The sequence below is a fragment of the Rhodococcus sp. USK13 genome, assembly GCF_018343855.1.
GTDB lineage: Bacteria > Actinomycetota > Actinomycetes > Mycobacteriales > Mycobacteriaceae > Rhodococcus_F > Rhodococcus_F oxybenzonivorans.
The window spans coordinates 1,157,716-1,175,343 of record NZ_CP069242.1 but is presented as its reverse complement, the minus strand read 5'-3'; the positions used below and the strand labels follow the sequence as shown (position 1 = coordinate 1,175,343).

The window sequence follows — 17,628 nt, the reverse complement described above, 5'->3', positions numbered from 1 at the left end:
ATTCGCTCCCGAACTCGACGAAAGGCAAGTCCTCGTGACCGCTACATTCTCGAAGCTCTCCCCCACTGGATCGTTCAACCATGCTGCACTGTGCAGCGGGCGCCGCTTCGATCCCACAACCGTACTCTCCCGTGAGAAGCACATCCACGGACTCACCCCGGAGGCCGGCTACATCTGGGGAACCCTCCGCGATGCCGAGGGCGCGATGTACACGATCATGCGAAGAGTCCCGGCAGTCACAGATCCACAGGAATCCGACGGCGAAGTCAAATCCCTGGGAGGGAAGCTGCTGCTGGTCTCCAGCGACGGCAAGGACGGCCAGATGCAACTCCGGCGCGAACCCCGATTCGCTCCGGACAGCAACGAACTCGAACGACGGATCCTTGATACTTCTTCCATCGAGCTCAGCACTCCGACGAACGAACACGGCCGTCGCACATCCCTGACGCTCACGGAGAACTCGATGAAGTATGTCGAGACCGATGTGATCGACGTGAGCGGCACCCTGGTCGCCCCGCCCCTGCAGTGGTTCCTCCCGGGTCCCGACTCGTCCCTGCTGTACCTCACCCAGACATGGCTGGTCGAAGGTGACGTGGCCGGTCGACGTGTCCGTGGCTTCCTCTTCTGGGAAGAGGCCTGGATGCCTGAGGACGCGCGTCTGTACGTGAACAAGGATCCGCTCCACGACGCCGAATACACAACCTGGTATTCGTGGGCGAACCACTGGGAGGACGGGACTGCCGAGGTGGGGCACCTCCTGTTCGGCAATGGGGACTTCCAGGTAGCCATCGTGGCGCACAGCGACGGCACCGTCACCGTCGGACGTCACATGGAGGCAGAGGTGCGGCGCGCGGCGGACGGCTACTGGCACGACGGCATCGACTACGTGATCGACGGCGAGAAGTGGGTCTGCGAAGCCGACCCGCATGGCCGCATGGAAGGCTTGGGCAAGATGCCCAACCCCCAGCAGGAAGGCCGCATCCATCGAGTATCCGACACGCGGACGCCGGATGTGTGGATGGCATGGGGTGAAACCGTGCCGGGTAATGGGGATCGTCGCAAGTGGTGATCATCCACCTGTTCGAGGAAAGGTAGCAATCGACATGACGGAAAGTTTTGTCACCTATGAGACGGTCGGAGCCGGAAACATAGCCCGCATCGGTCTCGATCGCCCGGAGGCGAGGAACGCTCAGAACCGCGGTCTACTCGTCGAACTCGACGAGGCTTTCCGTCGCGCCGAGCAGGACGACACCATCGACATCATCATCCTCTTCGGTCACGGCCCCAGTTTCTCGGCAGGCCACGATATGGGATCCGAGGTCGCAGCGAGGGAGGAGTTGCCGGGCCCTGAGCAGCACCCGACCTTCCGCATCGACGGCGGCACTGCGCAGTCGCATGTGGAGCGGCGAATGCTGCAGGAGTGGCACTACTACTTCGACTGCACACGACGCTGGCGCGACCTTCGCAAGATCACGATTGCTCAGGTGCACGGCAAGGTCATTTCTGCCGGCCTCATGCTGATGTGGGCCTGTGACCTCATCGTCGCTTCCGAGGACACGTTGTTCGCGGACGTGGTCGCCACTCGACTCGGCATGCCGGGTGTCGAATATCTCGCCCACCCATTCGAATTCGGACCTCGCAAGGCGAAGGAACTCCTTCTCACCGGAGATGCCATCGACGCCGAGGAGGGGCACCGGCTCGGCATGGTCTCGAAGATCTTCCCTGCGGACGAGTTGGCGAACAGCACGGTGGAGTTCGCATCCAGAATCGCGAAGCGCCCTGCCATGGCAAGACTGTTGATCAAGGAATCGGTCAACGGTGCAGTCGACGCGATGGGCTTCCAGGAGTCCTTGAAGAACAGCTTCGCGCTGCACCAGCTCGGGCATGCCCATTGGACTGCACTTCACGACGACAAGTTCCCTGCAGCGAAGCCCGGACCCGACATCGAGGACTGGCGTTCGGCAGGTCCGCTGCGCATCGCCGACCCGCGTGTCCCCTGATGACAGAAATTCCGGATTACGCATCGCTCCCGGAGCGGGCAGCGCAGACGTGGCCTGATCGGATCGCGCTCCGGTTCCAGGGAGAGTCCTGGACCTACAGTGACTTCGCGGACTCCGTGACCCGAGCCGAAATATCGCTCCGGAGAGTCGGAGTAGGAGTAGGCACGCGCACGGCGCTGCTGGTCGAGAACCGACCGGAATATGTCATCGCGCAGTTCGCGCTCGCAAGGATCGGTGCCGTATTCGTCACGCCCAACCCCTATTGGACAGACCACGAGATCCGGGCAGCCCTGGACGGAGCACACGTCACGGCCGCGGTGTATTCACAGCGGCACCGGACTGTCGCAGCGGAATCGGCGATACGACTCCCGGTCGAGGATCTCGTTTCCCCGGTGGAAGAGCGAACTCCTCCCGAACCCGCCGAACGCATACGGTCGGGCGAACACCGGGACCTGTTCATTCCGTTCTCGTCGGGCACGACCGGACACCCCAAAGGCGTCATCCATACGCACGCCGGCCTGTCGGGAGGGGTGCATCAACTCGTCACCCATCTAGGACTCGGTGCGACGGATGTCCTCCAGATTTCGTTACCGCTGTGCCACGTGTTCGGCACGTCGATGATGGGTGCCGCCCTCGCAGTGGGAGCGCAGGTTACCCTGTTCGAACGCTTCGACCTCGACGCCTGTCTCCGGCACATCCGGGACGACGCGGTCACCGTATGGCCACTGGCCGGCACCGTCGCTCATCAATTGCTCGACATCCCGCATCTGGGGTCCGCCGATTTTCCCGGTTTGCGTTACTTCATGTGGGGTGGCAGCGCGGCTCCAGCCGAAGTCGCCAAGGCACTCACTCTCAGGACCGGTGTCGGCTTCCTCTGCTCCTACGGGATGACCGAGGCGATGACCGTCGCCTTCAATCCGGTGCACGATCCCGCGGACTGGCGTCTCGATTCGCCCGGATACGCGACCGAAGGAACCGAGATTCGGCTGGGACCAGACGACGAAATCGAGGTCCGGGGCGTGTCGGTAGCACGGGGATACACCACCCGGACGACGGACGCCGCTGCTGCGTTCACCGCCGACGGGTGGTTCCGCACCGGAGACGTGGGCCGCATCGAGCCGAGCGGGCGGATTCGGATCGTGGATCGCCGCAAGGACATGATCAAGGTCTCGGGATTTCAGGTCGCACCGACGGAGGTCGAACAGGAACTGTTACGTCACCCGGTGGTGGACGACGTAGCGGTTGTCGGTCGGCCGGACGATCGGCACGGCGAGCGAGTAGTTGCATATGTCGTTGCTTCGTCGGATATCTCCGTCGATGACCTTCGACGCTTCCTCGGGGGGCGTCTCGCCACATACAAGATTCCGCGTGAGTTCTCATTCGTCGAGGTCCTGCCCAGGACGGCGTCCGGCAAACTGCAGCGATCGCGCCTGCGCACCGACGGACCTCGCTGAGTGAGCTCGGTCCCGTGATGGTACTCATACCGTCCGCTGCCTGGCGGGGCTGCCGATGCGTGGCCCACCGTAGAACCGACCGACCGTTGCTATCGTCTCGTCACGGGGCATCAGCCGCTGACGACGACCGAAGGAAGAACAATCATGGCGTCCTTGCGTGAACGGAACCGGACCAGGACGCGGCTCGAAATCGAGAACGCCGCTCTCGAACTGTTCGAGCGGCAAGGTTACGACCGGACGAGTGTCGAGGAGATCGCCGATCAAGCAGGCATCTCGCGCGCAACGTTCTTTCGCTACTACCCGTCGAAGGAAGAACTCCTTTTCACCAACGAGTCCGAAGCAGTCGACGAGATGGTGAAACATGTTGCACAGCGTGAGGATTCCGACCGGACGCTGTTGTCGCTCGCCTCACCGTTTGCCCGGTTCGGCCACCATCTCCTCGACGACGATTCCTCGGAAGGGCAGAGACTGACCAGACTCGTGATGACGACCCGCGAACTCGAAGCCCGCAGCATGCGCATGCGTCTCCGGTGGGAGCGCGCGCTCGCCCGTCAGCTGGCACACGAACGCGGGTCGGAAGCACCAGATGCCTCGGACGTGCTCCTGGCCAATCTTGCGGTCGGATGCTTGGCTGCGGCGTTGTGGGAGTGGCAGGCAGTTCCGGAGCCGATATCGATCGACCGGATCATCATGTCCATGTTCGCCCAGGCCCAGTCCATGATTGCCGCCGACTGAACTCACCTCCACCCAGATATTGTGCGACACCGTCTCAGTTTGATACTCTGACTCATATCGGAGGCCCGGCGTAGCTACGCGAAGCGGCCCCGAATCCCCGACACGGAGGCGAGCATGGCGCTGATCAAGAACTCGGTGGGAACCCTCCCGTACCTGATGGCCGACTTCGATCAACATTCCTACGAGGCACCGGACGCGTTCACGCGTTTCATGCCCAAAAACAAGCTTCATACGGCAGTGCGACCGATCGAGGCACCGGGCTACGACCGCAAGGTCCTGCTGGCAAACGACCGAATCGTGACAGCACTCGAGGCCGACCTCGATCAGGCATACGTCCCGGGGTCGCTCGTCGAGATGCTCAAGCAGCGCGCCTCCGGCAATGCCACCGACGCCGAGAGGTTCTACGAGCCGATCCAGGCCGAATACCTCGACAAGGACAAGCGACTGATCCAGCTGCAGGAGCAGCAGATCGAAAAGGCCGTCATGTATCCCGGCGGCTGGGGACTGCTGGCCGAGGCGTACCTGGACGGCGTCGATCCCCTGTACGACAACCTCGAGTCCTTCAATCGATGGATCGACGAGGACTGGGGATTCGCATACAAGGACACCATCTACGCTCCGGCGATGCTTTCGCTGCGGGACCTCGACCGAGCATGTGCCGAACTGGACCGCGTTCTGGACAAGGGTGCCAGGTTCATCATGTTGCCGGCAGGGCCGGCCTACGGACGCTCTCCGGGCGACCCCTACTTCGATCCCTTCTGGGCACGAATCAACGAAGCGAAAGCTGTGGTTTCGTACCACATCTCGGAGTTCCACTATCAGGCCAACGTTGCCTCTCACTGGGGATGGAACCTCGTACCGCCGTTCCAGTTTTCTGCTTGGCAATGGCAGAACACCTACGGTGAACGTCCCATCACCGATACGCTGTCGGCACTCATCTTCGACAACCTCTTCGGTCGCTTCCCCAACATCAAGGTCCTCGTCAGCGAATTCGGCGCCGAGTGGATTCCCCACTTCGTCCGGCACATGGACAAGAGTCGCGGCATGGCCCGGAACGGACGATGGCTCGGTGGCCAGCTCACGGAGCGCCCCAGCACCATCTTCAAGAACCACATCCGTGTCGTTCCGTACCCGGAAGACGATACGGTCGGGATGGTCGAGAAGCTCGGGACCGTGGACTGCCTCGTCATGGGATCGGACTGGCCGCACGCCGAAGGACTCCGCGAACCGGCCGACTTCTTCGAACGGGTCGAGGGACTCGGTGACGAGAAGCGCCAGCGCTTCATCCGCCAGAACGGAATGGACCTGATCGCGGGAACGTAGTCCCGAGAGGCATATTCGACGGCGTCTGCCGATAAGGACACTCATCGGCACGCGCCGGTCCACTCCGCCGACCCGGCCGAACCACACGATTCACTCGCAAGCTAATCCCGCCTGCTCGTGCACGAGCACAGCCGAGAGGTCCTCCGATCATGATCGGGCTAGTTCCAGAAGTAATCCCCCTTCCACCGGAAACTGCAGAGTTGCGCACCGCGGTCCGCAACTTCCTTGCGGCGGATCGTCATCGCTACGGGTGGGAGCCCCGCGTCGATTCATGGATCTCGTCTTGGGATCCGGACTTCAGCCGCCGCCTCGCACAGCAGGGCTGGCTCGGAATGACCATTCCCACCGAACACGGTGGACAGGGCCGAAGTCACCTCGAACGCTTCGTCGTCACCGAAGAACTTCTCGCGCACGGCGCACCGGTTGCGGCGCACTGGGTGTCCGACCGGCAGGTAGGGCCGGCCCTCCTCAAACACGGCTCGGCAACCCAACGAAAACGATATCTTCCTCGGATCGCCTCCGGTGAATGCTATTTTGCGATCGGGATGAGCGAACCCGAAGCGGGCTCCGACCTCGCCTCGGTGCGCACGCGCGGCGTTCGCGTCGACGGCGGATGGGAAGTGACCGGCACCAAAGTGTGGACTTCGGGTGCACACCACAGCGAGGCGTTCTTCGTCCTCGCCAGGACCGAGGACCTCGATCCCAAGCACCGGCACGAGGGACTGAGCCAATTCCTCATCACCCTCGACTCTCCGGGCATCGACATCCGCCCCATCAAATTGCTCACCGGTCAACATCACTTCAACGAAGTGGTGCTCGATCGTGTCTTCGTTCCGGACGACATGGTGGTCGGCAACCCCGGAGAAGGATGGAAGCAGGTGGGGTCGGAACTGAGCTTCGAACGCAGCGGTCCCGAACGCATCCTTTCCCCGCAACCACTTCTCGACGCGGTGGGCGCGCATTTGGCAGCCGGTAGCGACGACGTGGACGACCATTCGCTGGTGACCTTCGGCAGCCTCGTCGCAGATCTCACGACCCTTCGTCATCTTTCGAGCTCCGTGGCCCGGGCACTGTCGAACGACGAGGCCGCCGACCTCGCCGCGGCACTCGTCAAGGAGATCGGTACGAGTTTCGAGCAACGCGTCGTCAGCGACTCTGCAGAGTTGGCCGCACACGCTCACACCGATCTCGAATCGTCCGACACGCTCGGCCGATTGATTGCCGAGGCCCTTTTGCATGCACCAGGTTTCACACTCCGAGGTGGAACGAGCGAAGTGTTGCGCGGAGTCATCGCGCGCGGATTGGGATTGAGATGACCTCGACTGTTCACGGTTCGACCACGGCAGAACTGGATGCATTGCGCGAACTCACCAACGACCTGTTCGGTTCGATCACGCGTCCCCACTTGCACAGTCCGCAGACGACCCTGCCCTATTCTTCCGAAGCCTGGGACCTCCTGGGCGAATCGGGACTGACCCTCCTCACGACACCCGAAAGCGCCGGCGGCAGCGGCGGCGGGATTACCGAAGCCGCTCTCATGCTGGATCGCACTGGCTACCACGCACTCCCCGCGCCCCTGTTCGAAACCGATCTTCTTGCGTCGTGGCTGCTCGGACTACACGGAACCGACGCATCTTCGGCTCCGATGACTGCCGTCCAGGTCGACTGGTCGCCCGGTGACCTTCGAGCAGGGAAGATCGTTCTCAATCGTGTTCCCTGGGGACAGATCGCGAGCGACATACTCGTTGCAGGTGACCGCTTCGTCGGCCGCATCCGCACAGCTGACGCCAAGATCGAACCTGTAGGCGATCTCGTCGGAGAACACTATGCCGATGTGTCCGTTTCGGTCGAAGCTCTGGAAGTGGTTCCCACGTCGACGGACACGCGTAGCGAGTACCTGACCCGAGGCGCATGGGCACGGTCGGAACAGATCTGCGGCGCCCTGGAACGCATTCTCGATCTGGGGATCGCCCACGTGACCGAACGCCATCAGTTCGGTCGGCCGATCGGGAAATTCCAAGCAGTCCAGGAGTTGATCTCCCGGTCTGCCGGGCTCGTCACCACCGCAAAGGCCGCGACCGCCCATGCCGCCGCAGTGGTCGCCCAGGAAGGCTTCGACGCCGACAGTTCACGCATCGCGGTCTCGATAGCGAAGATTCAAGCCGGCCGGGCAGCGACCGTCGTCAGCCGTGATATCCACCAGGCACATGGAGCCATCGGTTTCACATTGGACCACCAACTCAGGCACTTCACCACGCGTGCACTTGCGTGGAACCGCGATTTCGGAACGTCGACGCAATGGTCAAAAGAACTGGGCCGCAGAGCCCTCGGCTCGGGGATGTCGGTCTGGGAGTTCGCCGTCGCTCACTGAAGGGCGACCATCACTGAACGGCGAGGTCACCGGGATCGAAACCATACCTTTCGCAATCAACTAAATAGTCAGTATATTTAACTCATTGGCGTCATGAAGGCGCCGCCCTCCTAGTCCTGACGGAGTGACAGCAAATGCGACGCAAAATCTTCGAACCCGAGCACGACGATTTCCGGGCCACAGCGCGATCGTTCTTCGAAACAGCGTGTGTCCCCCATTCCGAGGAATGGGAGGAACGCGGCTACGTCGATCGTGACGTATGGATCGAGGCCGGAAAGCTCGGACTCATCGGCTGGGAGATGCCGGAAGAGTACGGCGGCGCCGACATCAAGGACTTCCGCTTCAACGCCATCCTCAACGAGGAATACCACGCCACCGGCGCGGTCGGCATCGGCCTCGGCGTGCAGAACGACATCCTGTCCGGCTACTTCCGCGATCTCACCACCGACGAACAGAAGAAGCGCTGGCTTCCCAAGTACGTCAGCGGCGAATACATCACCGCTATCGCCATGTCCGAGCCCGGCGCCGGATCCGACCTCGCCAACGTGAAGACGTCGGCTCGGCGCGACGGTGACCACTACGTGGTCAACGGCGCCAAGACCTTCATCTCCAACGGCCTGCTCGCCGACCTCGTCGTCGTCGTATGCCGGACCGATCCCGACGCCGAGAAGCCGCACAAGGGCATCAGCCTGCTGGTAGTGGAGACCGGCATGGACGGGTTCACCCGCGGCCGCAAGCTCGACAAGATCGGCCAGAAATCCGCCGACACTGCCGAACTGTTCTTCGACAACGTCCGAGTGCCGGTCGACAACCTCCTCGGCGAGGAGAACCGCGGCTTCTACCACCTGATGGGCAACCTGCCGGCCGAGCGGCTCGGCATTGCCATCCATGCGGTCGCCCAGGCACGCCGCGCCGTCGACCTGACGACCGCGTATGCCCACGAGCGGAAGGCCTTCGGCCAGGAAATCGGCAAGTTCCAGGTCAATCGTCACGCCATCGCGCAGATGCGGGTGGAAGTCGATGTCATGCAGACCTATGTGGACCAGTGCATCCTGGGCGTCAATTCCGGCGAGCTCACGGCAGAGGAAGCCGCCGGCGCCAAGTGGTGGGCGACGGAAACCCAGTGGAAGATCGTCGACCGATGCCTTCAGCTGCACGGTGGCTACGGCTACATGAACGAGTACGAGATCGCTCGACTCTGGCGCGACGCCCGCGTTCAGCGCATCTACGGCGGCACGAACGAGATCATGCTCGACCTCGTCGGGCGTAGCCTGGGCTTCTGACAGAGACGCGGCTGCGGCCGCACACCGAAAGGGGCGGTCCTACATCGAGTAGGACCGCCCCTTTTCGCGCGAGAACACCGATCGTCAGACAGGTCTGATCAGTCCCTCCTGCACGACGCTCGCAACATGGACACCATCGGAATCGAAGAACTCACCACGACAGAAGCCCAATCCGCCGTGCGCGGACGGCGACATGCGGTCGTAGAGCAGCCATTCGTCGACTCGGAAATCACGATGAAACCAGACGCAGTGGTCGAGAGATGCCGAATGAACACCCGGATGGGACGACGGTACGCCGTGGGGCCGAAACGACTCCGGAAGGATCAACAGGTCCGAGATACAGGCCAGCAGTGCCCGGTGCATATAGGCCTCACCGCCGGCCACTTTGTTCGCCCGCATCCACGTCAGGCCACGCGACCCGATCCCGGTCGAAGTCGGGATCGCCGGCACATCCGTGTCCGGCACGATCCGAATATCGAGCGGCCCCCATTCCAGATAGAACTCCGGCCACAGCCCGGGTTCCGCATGGTACAAATCGACGACCGACGGGACCGTATCGGGTGCCGGGGCCGAGGGGGCAGGCATCTGATGGTCGAAACCGTTCTCGGCGCGATGAAACGATGCGCGTGCCGTGAAGATGAGTTTGTCGCTCTGATACGCGTCGATCGACCTGCTCGCGAAGGACGCGCCGTCTCGGGTCCGAGTGACGACGAATCTGATGACCTGCCCCGCACGTCCCGGCCTGAGGAATTGGGACTGAACCGAGTGCATGGACCAGTCCAGAGGGACGGTACGTGCACTCGCAGCGACGGCGAGGCCGACCACCTGACCTCCGAAGACCCGCGGTAGCGGGTAATCGGCAGGAAGGGATTCGAATATCAGTTCGTCGACCTGGTCGAGTTTCAGCAGAGCGGTCAGGTCGGTCAATCCGGCGGTCATGCGCCGTTCCTCTCGTGATGAAGCAACTCAGCCCACACCTGGTACCGGCACCTGTGCACCCGTCACTGCCGACGCTGCATCCGATACCAGGAAGGCTACGGTCGAAGCGATCTGCGCCGGGGAGACCCACCCATCCCTACTAGAATCCGGTTGTGTCGAGCGGTTACCCGGAGTGTCTATTACGGAGGGCAGAATCGTGTTGGCCCGGATCCCGTCTCGCGAGTACTCTGCCGCGACTGCACCGAGGAATGCGCAGACAGCGGCCTTCGAGGTGATGTAACCCGAGGCGCCGCTGAAGGGGGCGAACGCCGCCTTCGCCGAAACACCGACGATCGAACCGCCGCCGGCTCGGACCAACGCGGGCAGAGCGTGTTGTGTGAGGAGATAGAGAGGATGCAGGTTCAGACGCAGCAACCGGTCGAATTCGCTGATCGGTGTGTCTGCAACCCGCTCTCCCATCGCGAAGCCGCCGACGAGGTTGACCGCCGCCCCGAGCGGACGGTCGTCATGTCGGGCCGCTTCGGCCACCACGGCGCGTACCTGCTCCTCGTCGAACAGGTCGGCCTCGATCAACGTGAGGCGGTCCGACTGCGGAAGCCGGCTCAGTTCTTCCTCGACGACCCACGGTACGACGACGTGCCATCCTCCGGTGAGGAGTTCACCGACGACCGCGGTGCCCAGCCCACCGGTTCCACCGGAGACGATGATTGTCCGCTCAGACATACAATTGCCTTTCTGCAAGGGCCGCTGAAATGCATTTTCTTCTAGAACGCAACCCGGCTCACCGTTTCCGCTACCAATGCCGGCTTCTCCTGCCCTTCGATTTCCATCGACTGGCCGACGATCATCTGCACAGATCCGTTCGGCAGGGATTCCGCCGATACCAACGTCGAGTGCAGACGCACGCGAGACCCGACAGGAACGGGGTTGACGAACCGGACCTTGTTGGAACCGTAGTTGATTCCCATCTTCGAGCCTTCGATCCGGTAGATCTGCCACCCCAGCATCGGGAGCAGCGACAGAGTCAGATACCCGTGAGCGATCGGCTTCCCGTATGGGCTCTCGGAAGTCGCGCGCTCGACATCGACATGGATCCACTGATGATCCCCCGTCGCTTCTGCGAAGGTGTCGATCCGCTCCTGAGTGATGTCCACCCAGTCCGAGACACCCAGCTTCTCACCCGCTGCACCGACTATCTCGTCGGTCGAGCTGAAAACACGCATGTGCTTCTCCAATCATTCTTCCGGCAGCAAGCGCAGGAACTTTTCGACAGCGTCGTTCAGATGCTTGTCCTTCGAACCGTCACCGAGGCAACAGTTCGTGTTTCCGCAGCTTCCCAGTGGGTGTGCGCGGCAGTTCTTCGACGAATCGGAATTCGCGCGGAATCTTGAATTTCGCCAGGGAGTCACTGCAGAACTCAGTCAGGGCAAGCGGCAGTGACTCGACCGGAACCGTCGAGTCCGGGCGCAGTTGCACGAATGCCACCACGCGATGACCCATCTCCTCGTCCGGAAGCCCGACCACAGCAATGTCCAGCACATCCGGATGAAGAATCAGCGCGTCCTCGATCTCCCTCGGATAGACGTTGACCCCACCCGAGATGATGAGATCGGCCCGTCGATCTGCCAGAAAGAGGTAGCCGTCCTCGTCCATCCAGCCCAGATCGCCGACGGTTGCACGCCCCTCCGCGTCGTGCGCTTCTGCCGTCTTGGCAGCGTCACTGTGATAACGGAAATTACCACCGCCCGAGAACCAGATTGTTCCCACCACACCGGTGTTCACCGGCCGATGGTCGTCGTCCAAGATCTCGATCTTCCCTATCAACGGCCGCCCCACCGATCCCGGCTTGCGCAGCCAGTCTTCGGAGAAGATGCTGGTGGCCCCTACACCCTCGGTGGAGGAGTAGAACTCGAAGAGGATCGGTCCCCACCAGTGGATCATCTGCCGCTTCACCTCGATCGGGCATGCCGCGGCCGCATGAACGGCGACGCGATGACTCGTCAGATCGAAGCGATTACGAACTTCCGGATCGAGTTTGAGCATGCGCACGAACATGGTCGGCACCCACTGACTGTGGGTGACGCGATGTCTCTCGATCAGTTCGAGGGCAAGGGGTGCATCGAACCTTTCCATGACGACGGCCGTGGCACCCTGGCGGAGGGCTCCCATCGTCCATGCAAGAGGCGCCGCGTGGTAGAGCGGAGCGGGTGTCAGGAAGACGTCTCCCGGCACCAGACCGAGCAGTCTCGACAACCACTTGCCCGGGATGTCCGGGTAGCTTCCGAATTCTCCTCCGGTCAGGGGCCGTTCGATGCCTCTGGGCCGCCCTGTCGTACCTGAGGAGTACAGGAGGAAGTCACCCTCGGCCTGGTCCACCACAGGATCGACCAGGTACGGCGAAAGGTCGAGAAGATGCCACCCTTCCGTCTCCACCCGGTCGACGGAGAATCTTCGGATCTCGCGCTCCGTGACAGCGAGGTGGCATCGTGAGGAGGACACCACCAGGGAGGCTCCACAGTCGTCGACGATGTAGTCGATCTCCGCCGGTGTCAGATGGGTGTTGACAGCCGCGTAGTACAGGCCGCATCGCTGCGCTGCGAAAGCAAGGACGAGCAGCTCGATCCGGTTCTCCAGGAGAAGGGCGACCGTGTCACCGATCCGGAGGCCCTGCTCGCGAAAGAAGTGTGCTGCGCGGTTCGAGCGTTCCTCGAGTTCCGCGAACGTGACGGTCTCGCCGGTCGGCTCGACGACGAGCGCGGTGCGATGCGCCCAGTCCCGGGGGAAAACGGCGTCGGTCACTTCGCTCACCTGACCAGGATGCTGACCGCGCCCGTGCCGGGTGATCCGTACAGGTGGGTGTATCCCACCGAGGGCACCTTTTCGATCTGACGAGCGCCGGCTTCGCCCCGCATCTGGAGAACCACTTCGTGGATCTGCCTGAGCCCCGACGCGCCGATCGGCTCTCCGTTCGCGATGAGTCCACCATCGGTGTTGACCGGCAGAGCGCCGGTGATCTCGGTGTACCCCTCGGCAATCAGCTTCTCCTGGTCACCGTCTGCGCAGAATCCGTTCTCGGCCATGTGCATGATCTCCGAACCTGCGTCCGTGTCCTGCAGTTGGGCTACACCGACGTCGGCCGGTTCGACACCGGCGATCTCGAAAGCAGCGCGGGAGGCGTCGACGGTCGGGCTGGGTGCCCCGGTCAGCGGGAGGGAGGGGCTCTGCATCTCGAAGGCGCCTTCGCGGCGCGTACGTAGAACCGAGGCCTTCAGTTGAATCGGCACGGACCGGTACTGCTTCGCCTTGTCGGCACGGCACAGCACCACTGCTGCAGCTCCCTCGTCGGGTGCGCAATACATGTACTGGGTCAGAGGGAAGTTCAGGTAGGGAGCCTCGAGAATCTCGTCCTCGGACATAGGCTTTCGTCGCCACGCAAGTTCGTTGCGTGCACCGTTCCGGAGATTCTTCGCTGCGACGCGCGCAAGGCTTCGGGAAGTGATCCCGTAGTCGTGCATGTAGCGGTTGATCTTCATTCCGAAGAAGTGCGTGGTCAGGAACAGGCCCGTTTCCGCGTACCAACCGGGAAGCCCGATCACCGACGGGTCGGCCGCGAAGGCGCCCTTGGGATGCTTGTCGAATCCCACTGCGACCGCAATATCCGCCTCGCCGTGCTCGATGGCCCTGGCGGCCATCGACAGTGACGTATTGGCAGTGGCACATCCATTGAACACGCCGTAGACCGGGATGCCTGTGAGGCCGACCTTTCCGATCACGGAATCGGGATTGGAAACCTCCAAGCTGCCGGCAAACCCCATCTGTACATCGGACCACCCGATTCCGGCGTCGGCGAGCGCCGTCTGCAAAGCCTCCGCGCCCATATCGAGCGCCGACTTTCCGGGAAATCGGCCGAATGGATGCATGCCCACGCCGATGATCGACACGTCTACCATTACTGTCCCCTGTCCGACTCGTCGGCCTTGATCGGTTCGAATGCGAAGGTCTCTCCCCCGGCGAAGGGGATGGTGACCACCTTCATGCGGCCGCCTATCGGGAGCTCGCTCGGATCGCAGGACGTCAGCCGTCCTTCCACGAGCAGCCCCTCCGGGAACTCGACGTACCCGACGCCGTACGAACGGAACTCTCCGTCTTTCAGGGCCGGTGGGGAGGGGGGAGGGAATTCCTGGCTCGTCCAGGTGTAGAGCGTCCCTTCGGAGCTCAGTTCGATCACCGAACGATCCGGTTCCGCCGGAAAGACGAGATATTGCGAGGTCGACGAAGTCGACGCCAACAGATGAACATTTTCGCCGTCAACCCGGAAGAGGTCGGGGGGCGACACGAACTCGGCCATGACGAAAGAGTAACACATTTATACTTATTGTATGGATTAAATTGGACCGGCAGCGCTCATGTGTCGACCACGGACGAAACGGCCCGGCATCCCTCTCGGGAGACCGGGCCGCCGAGGCGAATTCACCACTCCATACGCCATCGAAACCTTCGGAATCTACCGGCAGTTACTGAAGATTCTCGTAGATGGTGGCGTTCGCAGTGCCCCCGCCTTCACACATCGTCTGCAGACCGAATCGACCACCGGTACGGCGAAGGTGGCTGAGGAGGGTGACCGCGAGACGAGCACCGGATCCACCGAGCGGATGGCCCAGCGCAATTGCGCCGCCGGCGGGATTGAGTGCTTCGTCGGAAGCACCCGTCTCCGCCTGCCACGCGAGCGGGACGGACGCGAAGGCCTCGTTGACCTCGAAAGCGTCGATGTCTCCGATCGACAGCCCTGCTCGCTTCAGCGCCAGATGCGTCGCGGGGATCGGACCGGTGAGCATCTTGACCGGATCATCACCGGTGACCACGGCAGTGTGGACACGCGCGATGGGCTTCAGCCCCAGCGCGGCAGCCTTCTCCGAGGTCATGATGAGGACCGCGGCAGCACCGTCGGAGATCTGCGAAGCGTTTCCTGCTGTGATGCAACCATTTTCGAGGAACGGGGTCTTCAGAGTGGACAGCTTCTCCACCGTCGAGCCACGACGGATTCCGTCATCCGAGGACACGTCGCCGTGGGGCGTTCGAATCGCGATGATCTCGTCGTCGAAATAGCCGTTGTCCTGCGCGTATACTGCTCGCTCGTGCGAGCGCACCGAGTACTCGTCGAGCTGGGTGCGTGAAAGGTTCCACTCTCGGGCGATGAGTTCGGCACCCGCACCTTGGTTGAATCGGCCACCGAATCCGGGGGCGGTCAAGGCATCGGCATACCTCTCGACTGCCGGACCACCCATCTCACCGGTTCCTTCGACCGTGGCAGCACCCATCGGTACCTGCGACATCATCTCCACACCTCCGGCGACGATGATGTCGGCATGGCCGGCTATCACCGTGGCTGCTGCAGTGGAGATCGCCTGTTGGGACGAACCGCACTGCCGGTCCACCGTGAAGCCGGGAACGCTCTCGGGCCAGCCCGCCGCCAAGACCGCCATGCGTCCGATGTTTCCGGATTGCTGACCGATGCTGATCACGTTCCCCCAGTGAACATCATCGATGATGGAAGGGTCGAGGCCGGCCCGCTCGACGAGTCCGTTGAGTACCTGGGCCGACGCATCGACCGCATGCACCTTTGAGAGCGCACCCCCGCGCTTGCCGATCGGTGTACGAGCGAGTGCCACGATGACTGCGTCCCGCATTGTTTCTCCTCAATGTCTACGATCGGGCTCCGACCCAACCTTTCCGTATAATCAGTTAACTATATCTGGCACGGATGGCGTTCCGTCAACCATGCGACGTGCAAGTCGGTCGGCCAGCGCCGCCTTCCGCACCTTGCCGGTCGACGTCCGAGGGAAGTCGTCGACGAGAAACCACTCGGTGGGGCGCTTCTTACGGGGAAGTCGCTCCGCAATGAACCTGTCGAGGTCGACGAGATCGAGAGTCCCTGCCGAGCCGCACATCACGGCTACCGCAAGCCGCTCCCCCAATCGAAGATCCGGAATCCCGAATGCCGCAGCCTCTTGCACTCCGGGATATTCCAGTACAACCGACTCGATCTCGGCCGGATAGAGATTCTCCCCACCACGGATCACGAGGTCGCGGGCCCTGGAATGGAACCTGACGATCCCGTCGCTCATGGAGCAGAGATCACCGGTTCGCATCCATCCGTTCTCATCCGCTACTCGCGTGATTCTCCCGTCCTCAGCGAGATATCCGGACATGATCAACGGACCACGCACACAAAGCTCCCCGACCCGACCCTCCCGAGCAACAGCGCCGTCGACGGCGATGCAGTAGTCCCTACCCGGCAACGGCCGGCCAATCGTGCGGGTGCGCAGCAACGCAGGATCATCGACTCCACTGACCGTCAGACACGGCGCTTCGCTCTGGCCGTAACCGACCAGGAAACGAATACCGAGTTCGGCCTCCACCCGGTCGATCAGCACTGGGTCCACGCTGGTCGCACCCCCGACGATCGAAGATACCGAGGCGAAATCCGTCGGTTGCACCGCGCCGCGATTCAGGAGATCGATGAGCATCGTCGGAACGAGCCCGACAACACTCGGTGCGGTCGTCCGTACAACTTCGGCGATGCCCCCGGCGTCGAAGCGATCCACGGCCACATATGCGCCGTCGATAGCGAGGGTTCCGAGAAGACCGGCGACCGACCCCCCGACATGCTCGAGAGGCAACGGGTTGAACATCGCATCGCCGTCGGATGCGCCCGTGGCATGTGCGTAGCCTGCGGCCGCTCCGAGCACCGCTCGATGCGAGAGCACAGCCACTTTCGGCGTCCCCGTGGTTCCCGATGTGAATTGATAGAGAAACGGATCGTCGGGGTTCGGCCCGTTCACATCCGGCCGGTAGGCCACCGCGCCCAGGTCCGACAGGCCACCGATCGGCACCACGCGCACGTTCCCCACGTCCGCCGTGCGAACTCCAGCGTCGTCGGTTGCCAGGACCAGATCGACACCGACTGCGCCGCAGTACCGAGCCAAGCTGTCTGCACCCTCGTCCGGCAACGGGACCACGCCGTACCCGGCGCACGCTGCACCGTAGAAAGCCTGAATCCATTGCCGACGATCACGTCCGAGAATTCCTACCCTCGCATTCGAGGGAAGCATGTGCTGAAGGTGACCGCCGATTGCCGACGCTCGCCGATGAAGATCACCCCAGCCGACTGCACGGACCTCCATGTTGTCGATCCATACGATGGCACTCCTGGCCGGGTGACGTCGAGCAGCAAGCGCCACCCGCTCGCCGACAGTGATGTCGTCTGCATCCGCCCAGGGCACAGAGACGCTGAGCAGGGCGTACGACCACCCAGGCCTCGCGTCCTCATTGAGGGCCGGCAGCTGAGAACCATGCATTGTGCACCACATCGCTCCAATAATGGGCGCGACGCCGAGTCGTTGCGCCTGAAAAGCTTAATGATACAGCTATATAGTCGGGTTGGCCTCGGCGTCCCATCCCCGATAAACTACAGCGGACGCAAGGCTTGTCGCCTTGCGTCCGCTGTAAACGAGCTGGAGCTG

Annotated in this window: 16 protein-coding genes; 8 read left to right on the top strand and 8 right to left on the bottom strand. The window is 62.5% G+C overall.

The window, feature by feature from the left end:
• The first annotated feature begins 34 nt into the window (after positions 1-34).
• The 8 genes from JQT59_RS08215 to JQT59_RS08180 all read left to right on the top strand — a co-directional run bounded on the left by JQT59_RS08215 (position 35) and on the right by JQT59_RS08180 (position 9,166).
• On the top strand, positions 35-1,069 hold the full coding sequence (locus JQT59_RS08215) for a hypothetical protein (RefSeq protein ID WP_213575699.1): 1,035 nt from the start codon (positions 35-37) through the stop codon (positions 1,067-1,069).
• 34 nt (positions 1,070-1,103) lie between these two features.
• Positions 1,104-2,000 carry an enoyl-CoA hydratase gene (locus JQT59_RS08210; RefSeq protein WP_213575698.1) on the top strand — a complete coding sequence of 299 codons (897 nt, stop codon included), beginning with the start codon at positions 1,104-1,106 and terminating at the stop codon, positions 1,998-2,000.
• A complete protein-coding gene (locus tag JQT59_RS08205) occupies positions 2,000-3,454 on the top strand; it encodes a class I adenylate-forming enzyme family protein (protein WP_213575697.1) in 1,455 nt (484 codons plus the stop codon). The genes JQT59_RS08210 and JQT59_RS08205 overlap by 1 nt, the downstream gene beginning before the upstream one ends.
• A gap of 144 nt (positions 3,455-3,598) precedes the next feature.
• On the top strand, positions 3,599-4,189 hold the full coding sequence (locus tag JQT59_RS08200) for a TetR family transcriptional regulator (protein WP_213575696.1): 591 nt from the start codon (positions 3,599-3,601) through the stop codon (positions 4,187-4,189).
• Between the two features lie 114 nt (positions 4,190-4,303).
• Positions 4,304-5,512: an amidohydrolase family protein gene (locus tag JQT59_RS08195; RefSeq protein WP_213575695.1), complete on the top strand. Its 1,209-nt coding sequence runs from the start codon at positions 4,304-4,306 to the stop codon at positions 5,510-5,512.
• A gap of 149 nt (positions 5,513-5,661) precedes the next feature.
• On the top strand, positions 5,662-6,828 hold the full coding sequence (locus tag JQT59_RS08190) for an acyl-CoA dehydrogenase family protein (protein ID WP_213575694.1): 1,167 nt from the start codon (positions 5,662-5,664) through the stop codon (positions 6,826-6,828).
• Positions 6,825-7,883, top strand: a complete 1,059-nt coding sequence (locus tag JQT59_RS08185; protein ID WP_213575693.1) for an acyl-CoA dehydrogenase family protein — start codon at positions 6,825-6,827, stop codon at positions 7,881-7,883. The genes JQT59_RS08190 and JQT59_RS08185 overlap by 4 nt, the downstream gene beginning before the upstream one ends.
• A 134-nt stretch (positions 7,884-8,017) precedes the next feature.
• Positions 8,018-9,166 (top strand): acyl-CoA dehydrogenase family protein, encoded by a 1,149-nt coding sequence (locus JQT59_RS08180; protein WP_213575692.1) that lies wholly within the window; start codon positions 8,018-8,020, stop codon positions 9,164-9,166.
• 84 nt (positions 9,167-9,250) lie between these two features.
• Here JQT59_RS08180 and JQT59_RS08175 read toward each other — a convergent pair whose 3' ends face one another.
• From JQT59_RS08175 to JQT59_RS08140, 8 genes are all read right to left on the bottom strand, one after another.
• A complete protein-coding gene (locus JQT59_RS08175; RefSeq protein WP_213575691.1) occupies positions 9,251-10,105 on the bottom strand; it encodes an acyl-CoA thioesterase in 855 nt (284 codons plus the stop codon).
• 27 nt (positions 10,106-10,132) lie between these two features.
• Positions 10,133-10,828, bottom strand: coding sequence for an SDR family NAD(P)-dependent oxidoreductase (locus tag JQT59_RS08170; protein WP_213575690.1), 696 nt, complete (start codon positions 10,826-10,828; stop codon positions 10,133-10,135).
• 41 nt (positions 10,829-10,869) lie between these two features.
• On the bottom strand, positions 10,870-11,328 hold the full coding sequence (locus JQT59_RS08165; protein ID WP_213575689.1) for a MaoC family dehydratase: 459 nt from the start codon (positions 11,326-11,328) through the stop codon (positions 10,870-10,872).
• A gap of 79 nt (positions 11,329-11,407) precedes the next feature.
• A complete protein-coding gene (locus JQT59_RS08160; RefSeq protein WP_249354237.1) occupies positions 11,408-12,913 on the bottom strand; it encodes an AMP-binding protein in 1,506 nt (501 codons plus the stop codon).
• Positions 12,910-14,055, bottom strand: coding sequence for a thiolase family protein (locus JQT59_RS08155; protein WP_213575688.1), 1,146 nt, complete (start codon positions 14,053-14,055; stop codon positions 12,910-12,912). Before JQT59_RS08155 ends, JQT59_RS08160 begins: the two co-directional genes overlap by 4 nt.
• The gene (locus JQT59_RS08150) at positions 14,055-14,453 is read right to left on the bottom strand and encodes a Zn-ribbon domain-containing OB-fold protein (protein WP_249354234.1); all 399 of its coding nucleotides are present in this window, start codon (positions 14,451-14,453) and stop codon (positions 14,055-14,057) included. Before JQT59_RS08150 ends, JQT59_RS08155 begins: the two co-directional genes overlap by 1 nt.
• A gap of 166 nt (positions 14,454-14,619) precedes the next feature.
• Complete coding sequence (locus JQT59_RS08145; protein WP_213575686.1) at positions 14,620-15,792, bottom strand: thiolase family protein; 1,173 nt, start codon at positions 15,790-15,792, stop codon at positions 14,620-14,622.
• A 51-nt stretch (positions 15,793-15,843) separates the two neighbouring features.
• On the bottom strand, positions 15,844-17,463 hold the full coding sequence (locus JQT59_RS08140; protein WP_213575685.1) for a class I adenylate-forming enzyme family protein: 1,620 nt from the start codon (positions 17,461-17,463) through the stop codon (positions 15,844-15,846).
• Between the last annotated feature and the right edge of the window lie 165 nt (positions 17,464-17,628).

What these genes read in the sequence shown, in the direction of transcription:
- JQT59_RS08150 (WP_249354234.1), bottom strand. Translation starts at nt 14,453, where the DNA reads ATGGCCGAGTTCGTGTCGCCCCCCGACCTCTTCCGGGTTGACGGCGAA.
- JQT59_RS08210 (WP_213575698.1), top strand. Translation starts at nt 1,104, where the DNA reads ATGACGGAAAGTTTTGTCACCTATGAGACGGTCGGAGCCGGAAACATA.
- JQT59_RS08145 (WP_213575686.1), bottom strand. Translation starts at nt 15,792, where the DNA reads ATGCGGGACGCAGTCATCGTGGCACTCGCTCGTACACCGATCGGCAAG.
- JQT59_RS08170 (WP_213575690.1), bottom strand. Translation starts at nt 10,828, where the DNA reads ATGTCTGAGCGGACAATCATCGTCTCCGGTGGAACCGGTGGGCTGGGC.
- JQT59_RS08195 (WP_213575695.1), top strand. Translation starts at nt 4,304, where the DNA reads ATGGCGCTGATCAAGAACTCGGTGGGAACCCTCCCGTACCTGATGGCC.
- JQT59_RS08180 (WP_213575692.1), top strand. Translation starts at nt 8,018, where the DNA reads ATGCGACGCAAAATCTTCGAACCCGAGCACGACGATTTCCGGGCCACA.
- JQT59_RS08155 (WP_213575688.1), bottom strand. Translation starts at nt 14,055, where the DNA reads ATGGTAGACGTGTCGATCATCGGCGTGGGCATGCATCCATTCGGCCGA.
- JQT59_RS08165 (WP_213575689.1), bottom strand. Translation starts at nt 11,328, where the DNA reads ATGCGTGTTTTCAGCTCGACCGACGAGATAGTCGGTGCAGCGGGTGAG.
- JQT59_RS08175 (WP_213575691.1), bottom strand. Translation starts at nt 10,105, where the DNA reads ATGACCGCCGGATTGACCGACCTGACCGCTCTGCTGAAACTCGACCAG.
- JQT59_RS08190 (WP_213575694.1), top strand. Translation starts at nt 5,662, where the DNA reads ATGATCGGGCTAGTTCCAGAAGTAATCCCCCTTCCACCGGAAACTGCA.
- JQT59_RS08140 (WP_213575685.1), bottom strand. Translation starts at nt 17,463, where the DNA reads ATGCATGGTTCTCAGCTGCCGGCCCTCAATGAGGACGCGAGGCCTGGG.
- JQT59_RS08185 (WP_213575693.1), top strand. Translation starts at nt 6,825, where the DNA reads ATGACCTCGACTGTTCACGGTTCGACCACGGCAGAACTGGATGCATTG.
- JQT59_RS08205 (WP_213575697.1), top strand. Translation starts at nt 2,000, where the DNA reads ATGACAGAAATTCCGGATTACGCATCGCTCCCGGAGCGGGCAGCGCAG.
- JQT59_RS08200 (WP_213575696.1), top strand. Translation starts at nt 3,599, where the DNA reads ATGGCGTCCTTGCGTGAACGGAACCGGACCAGGACGCGGCTCGAAATC.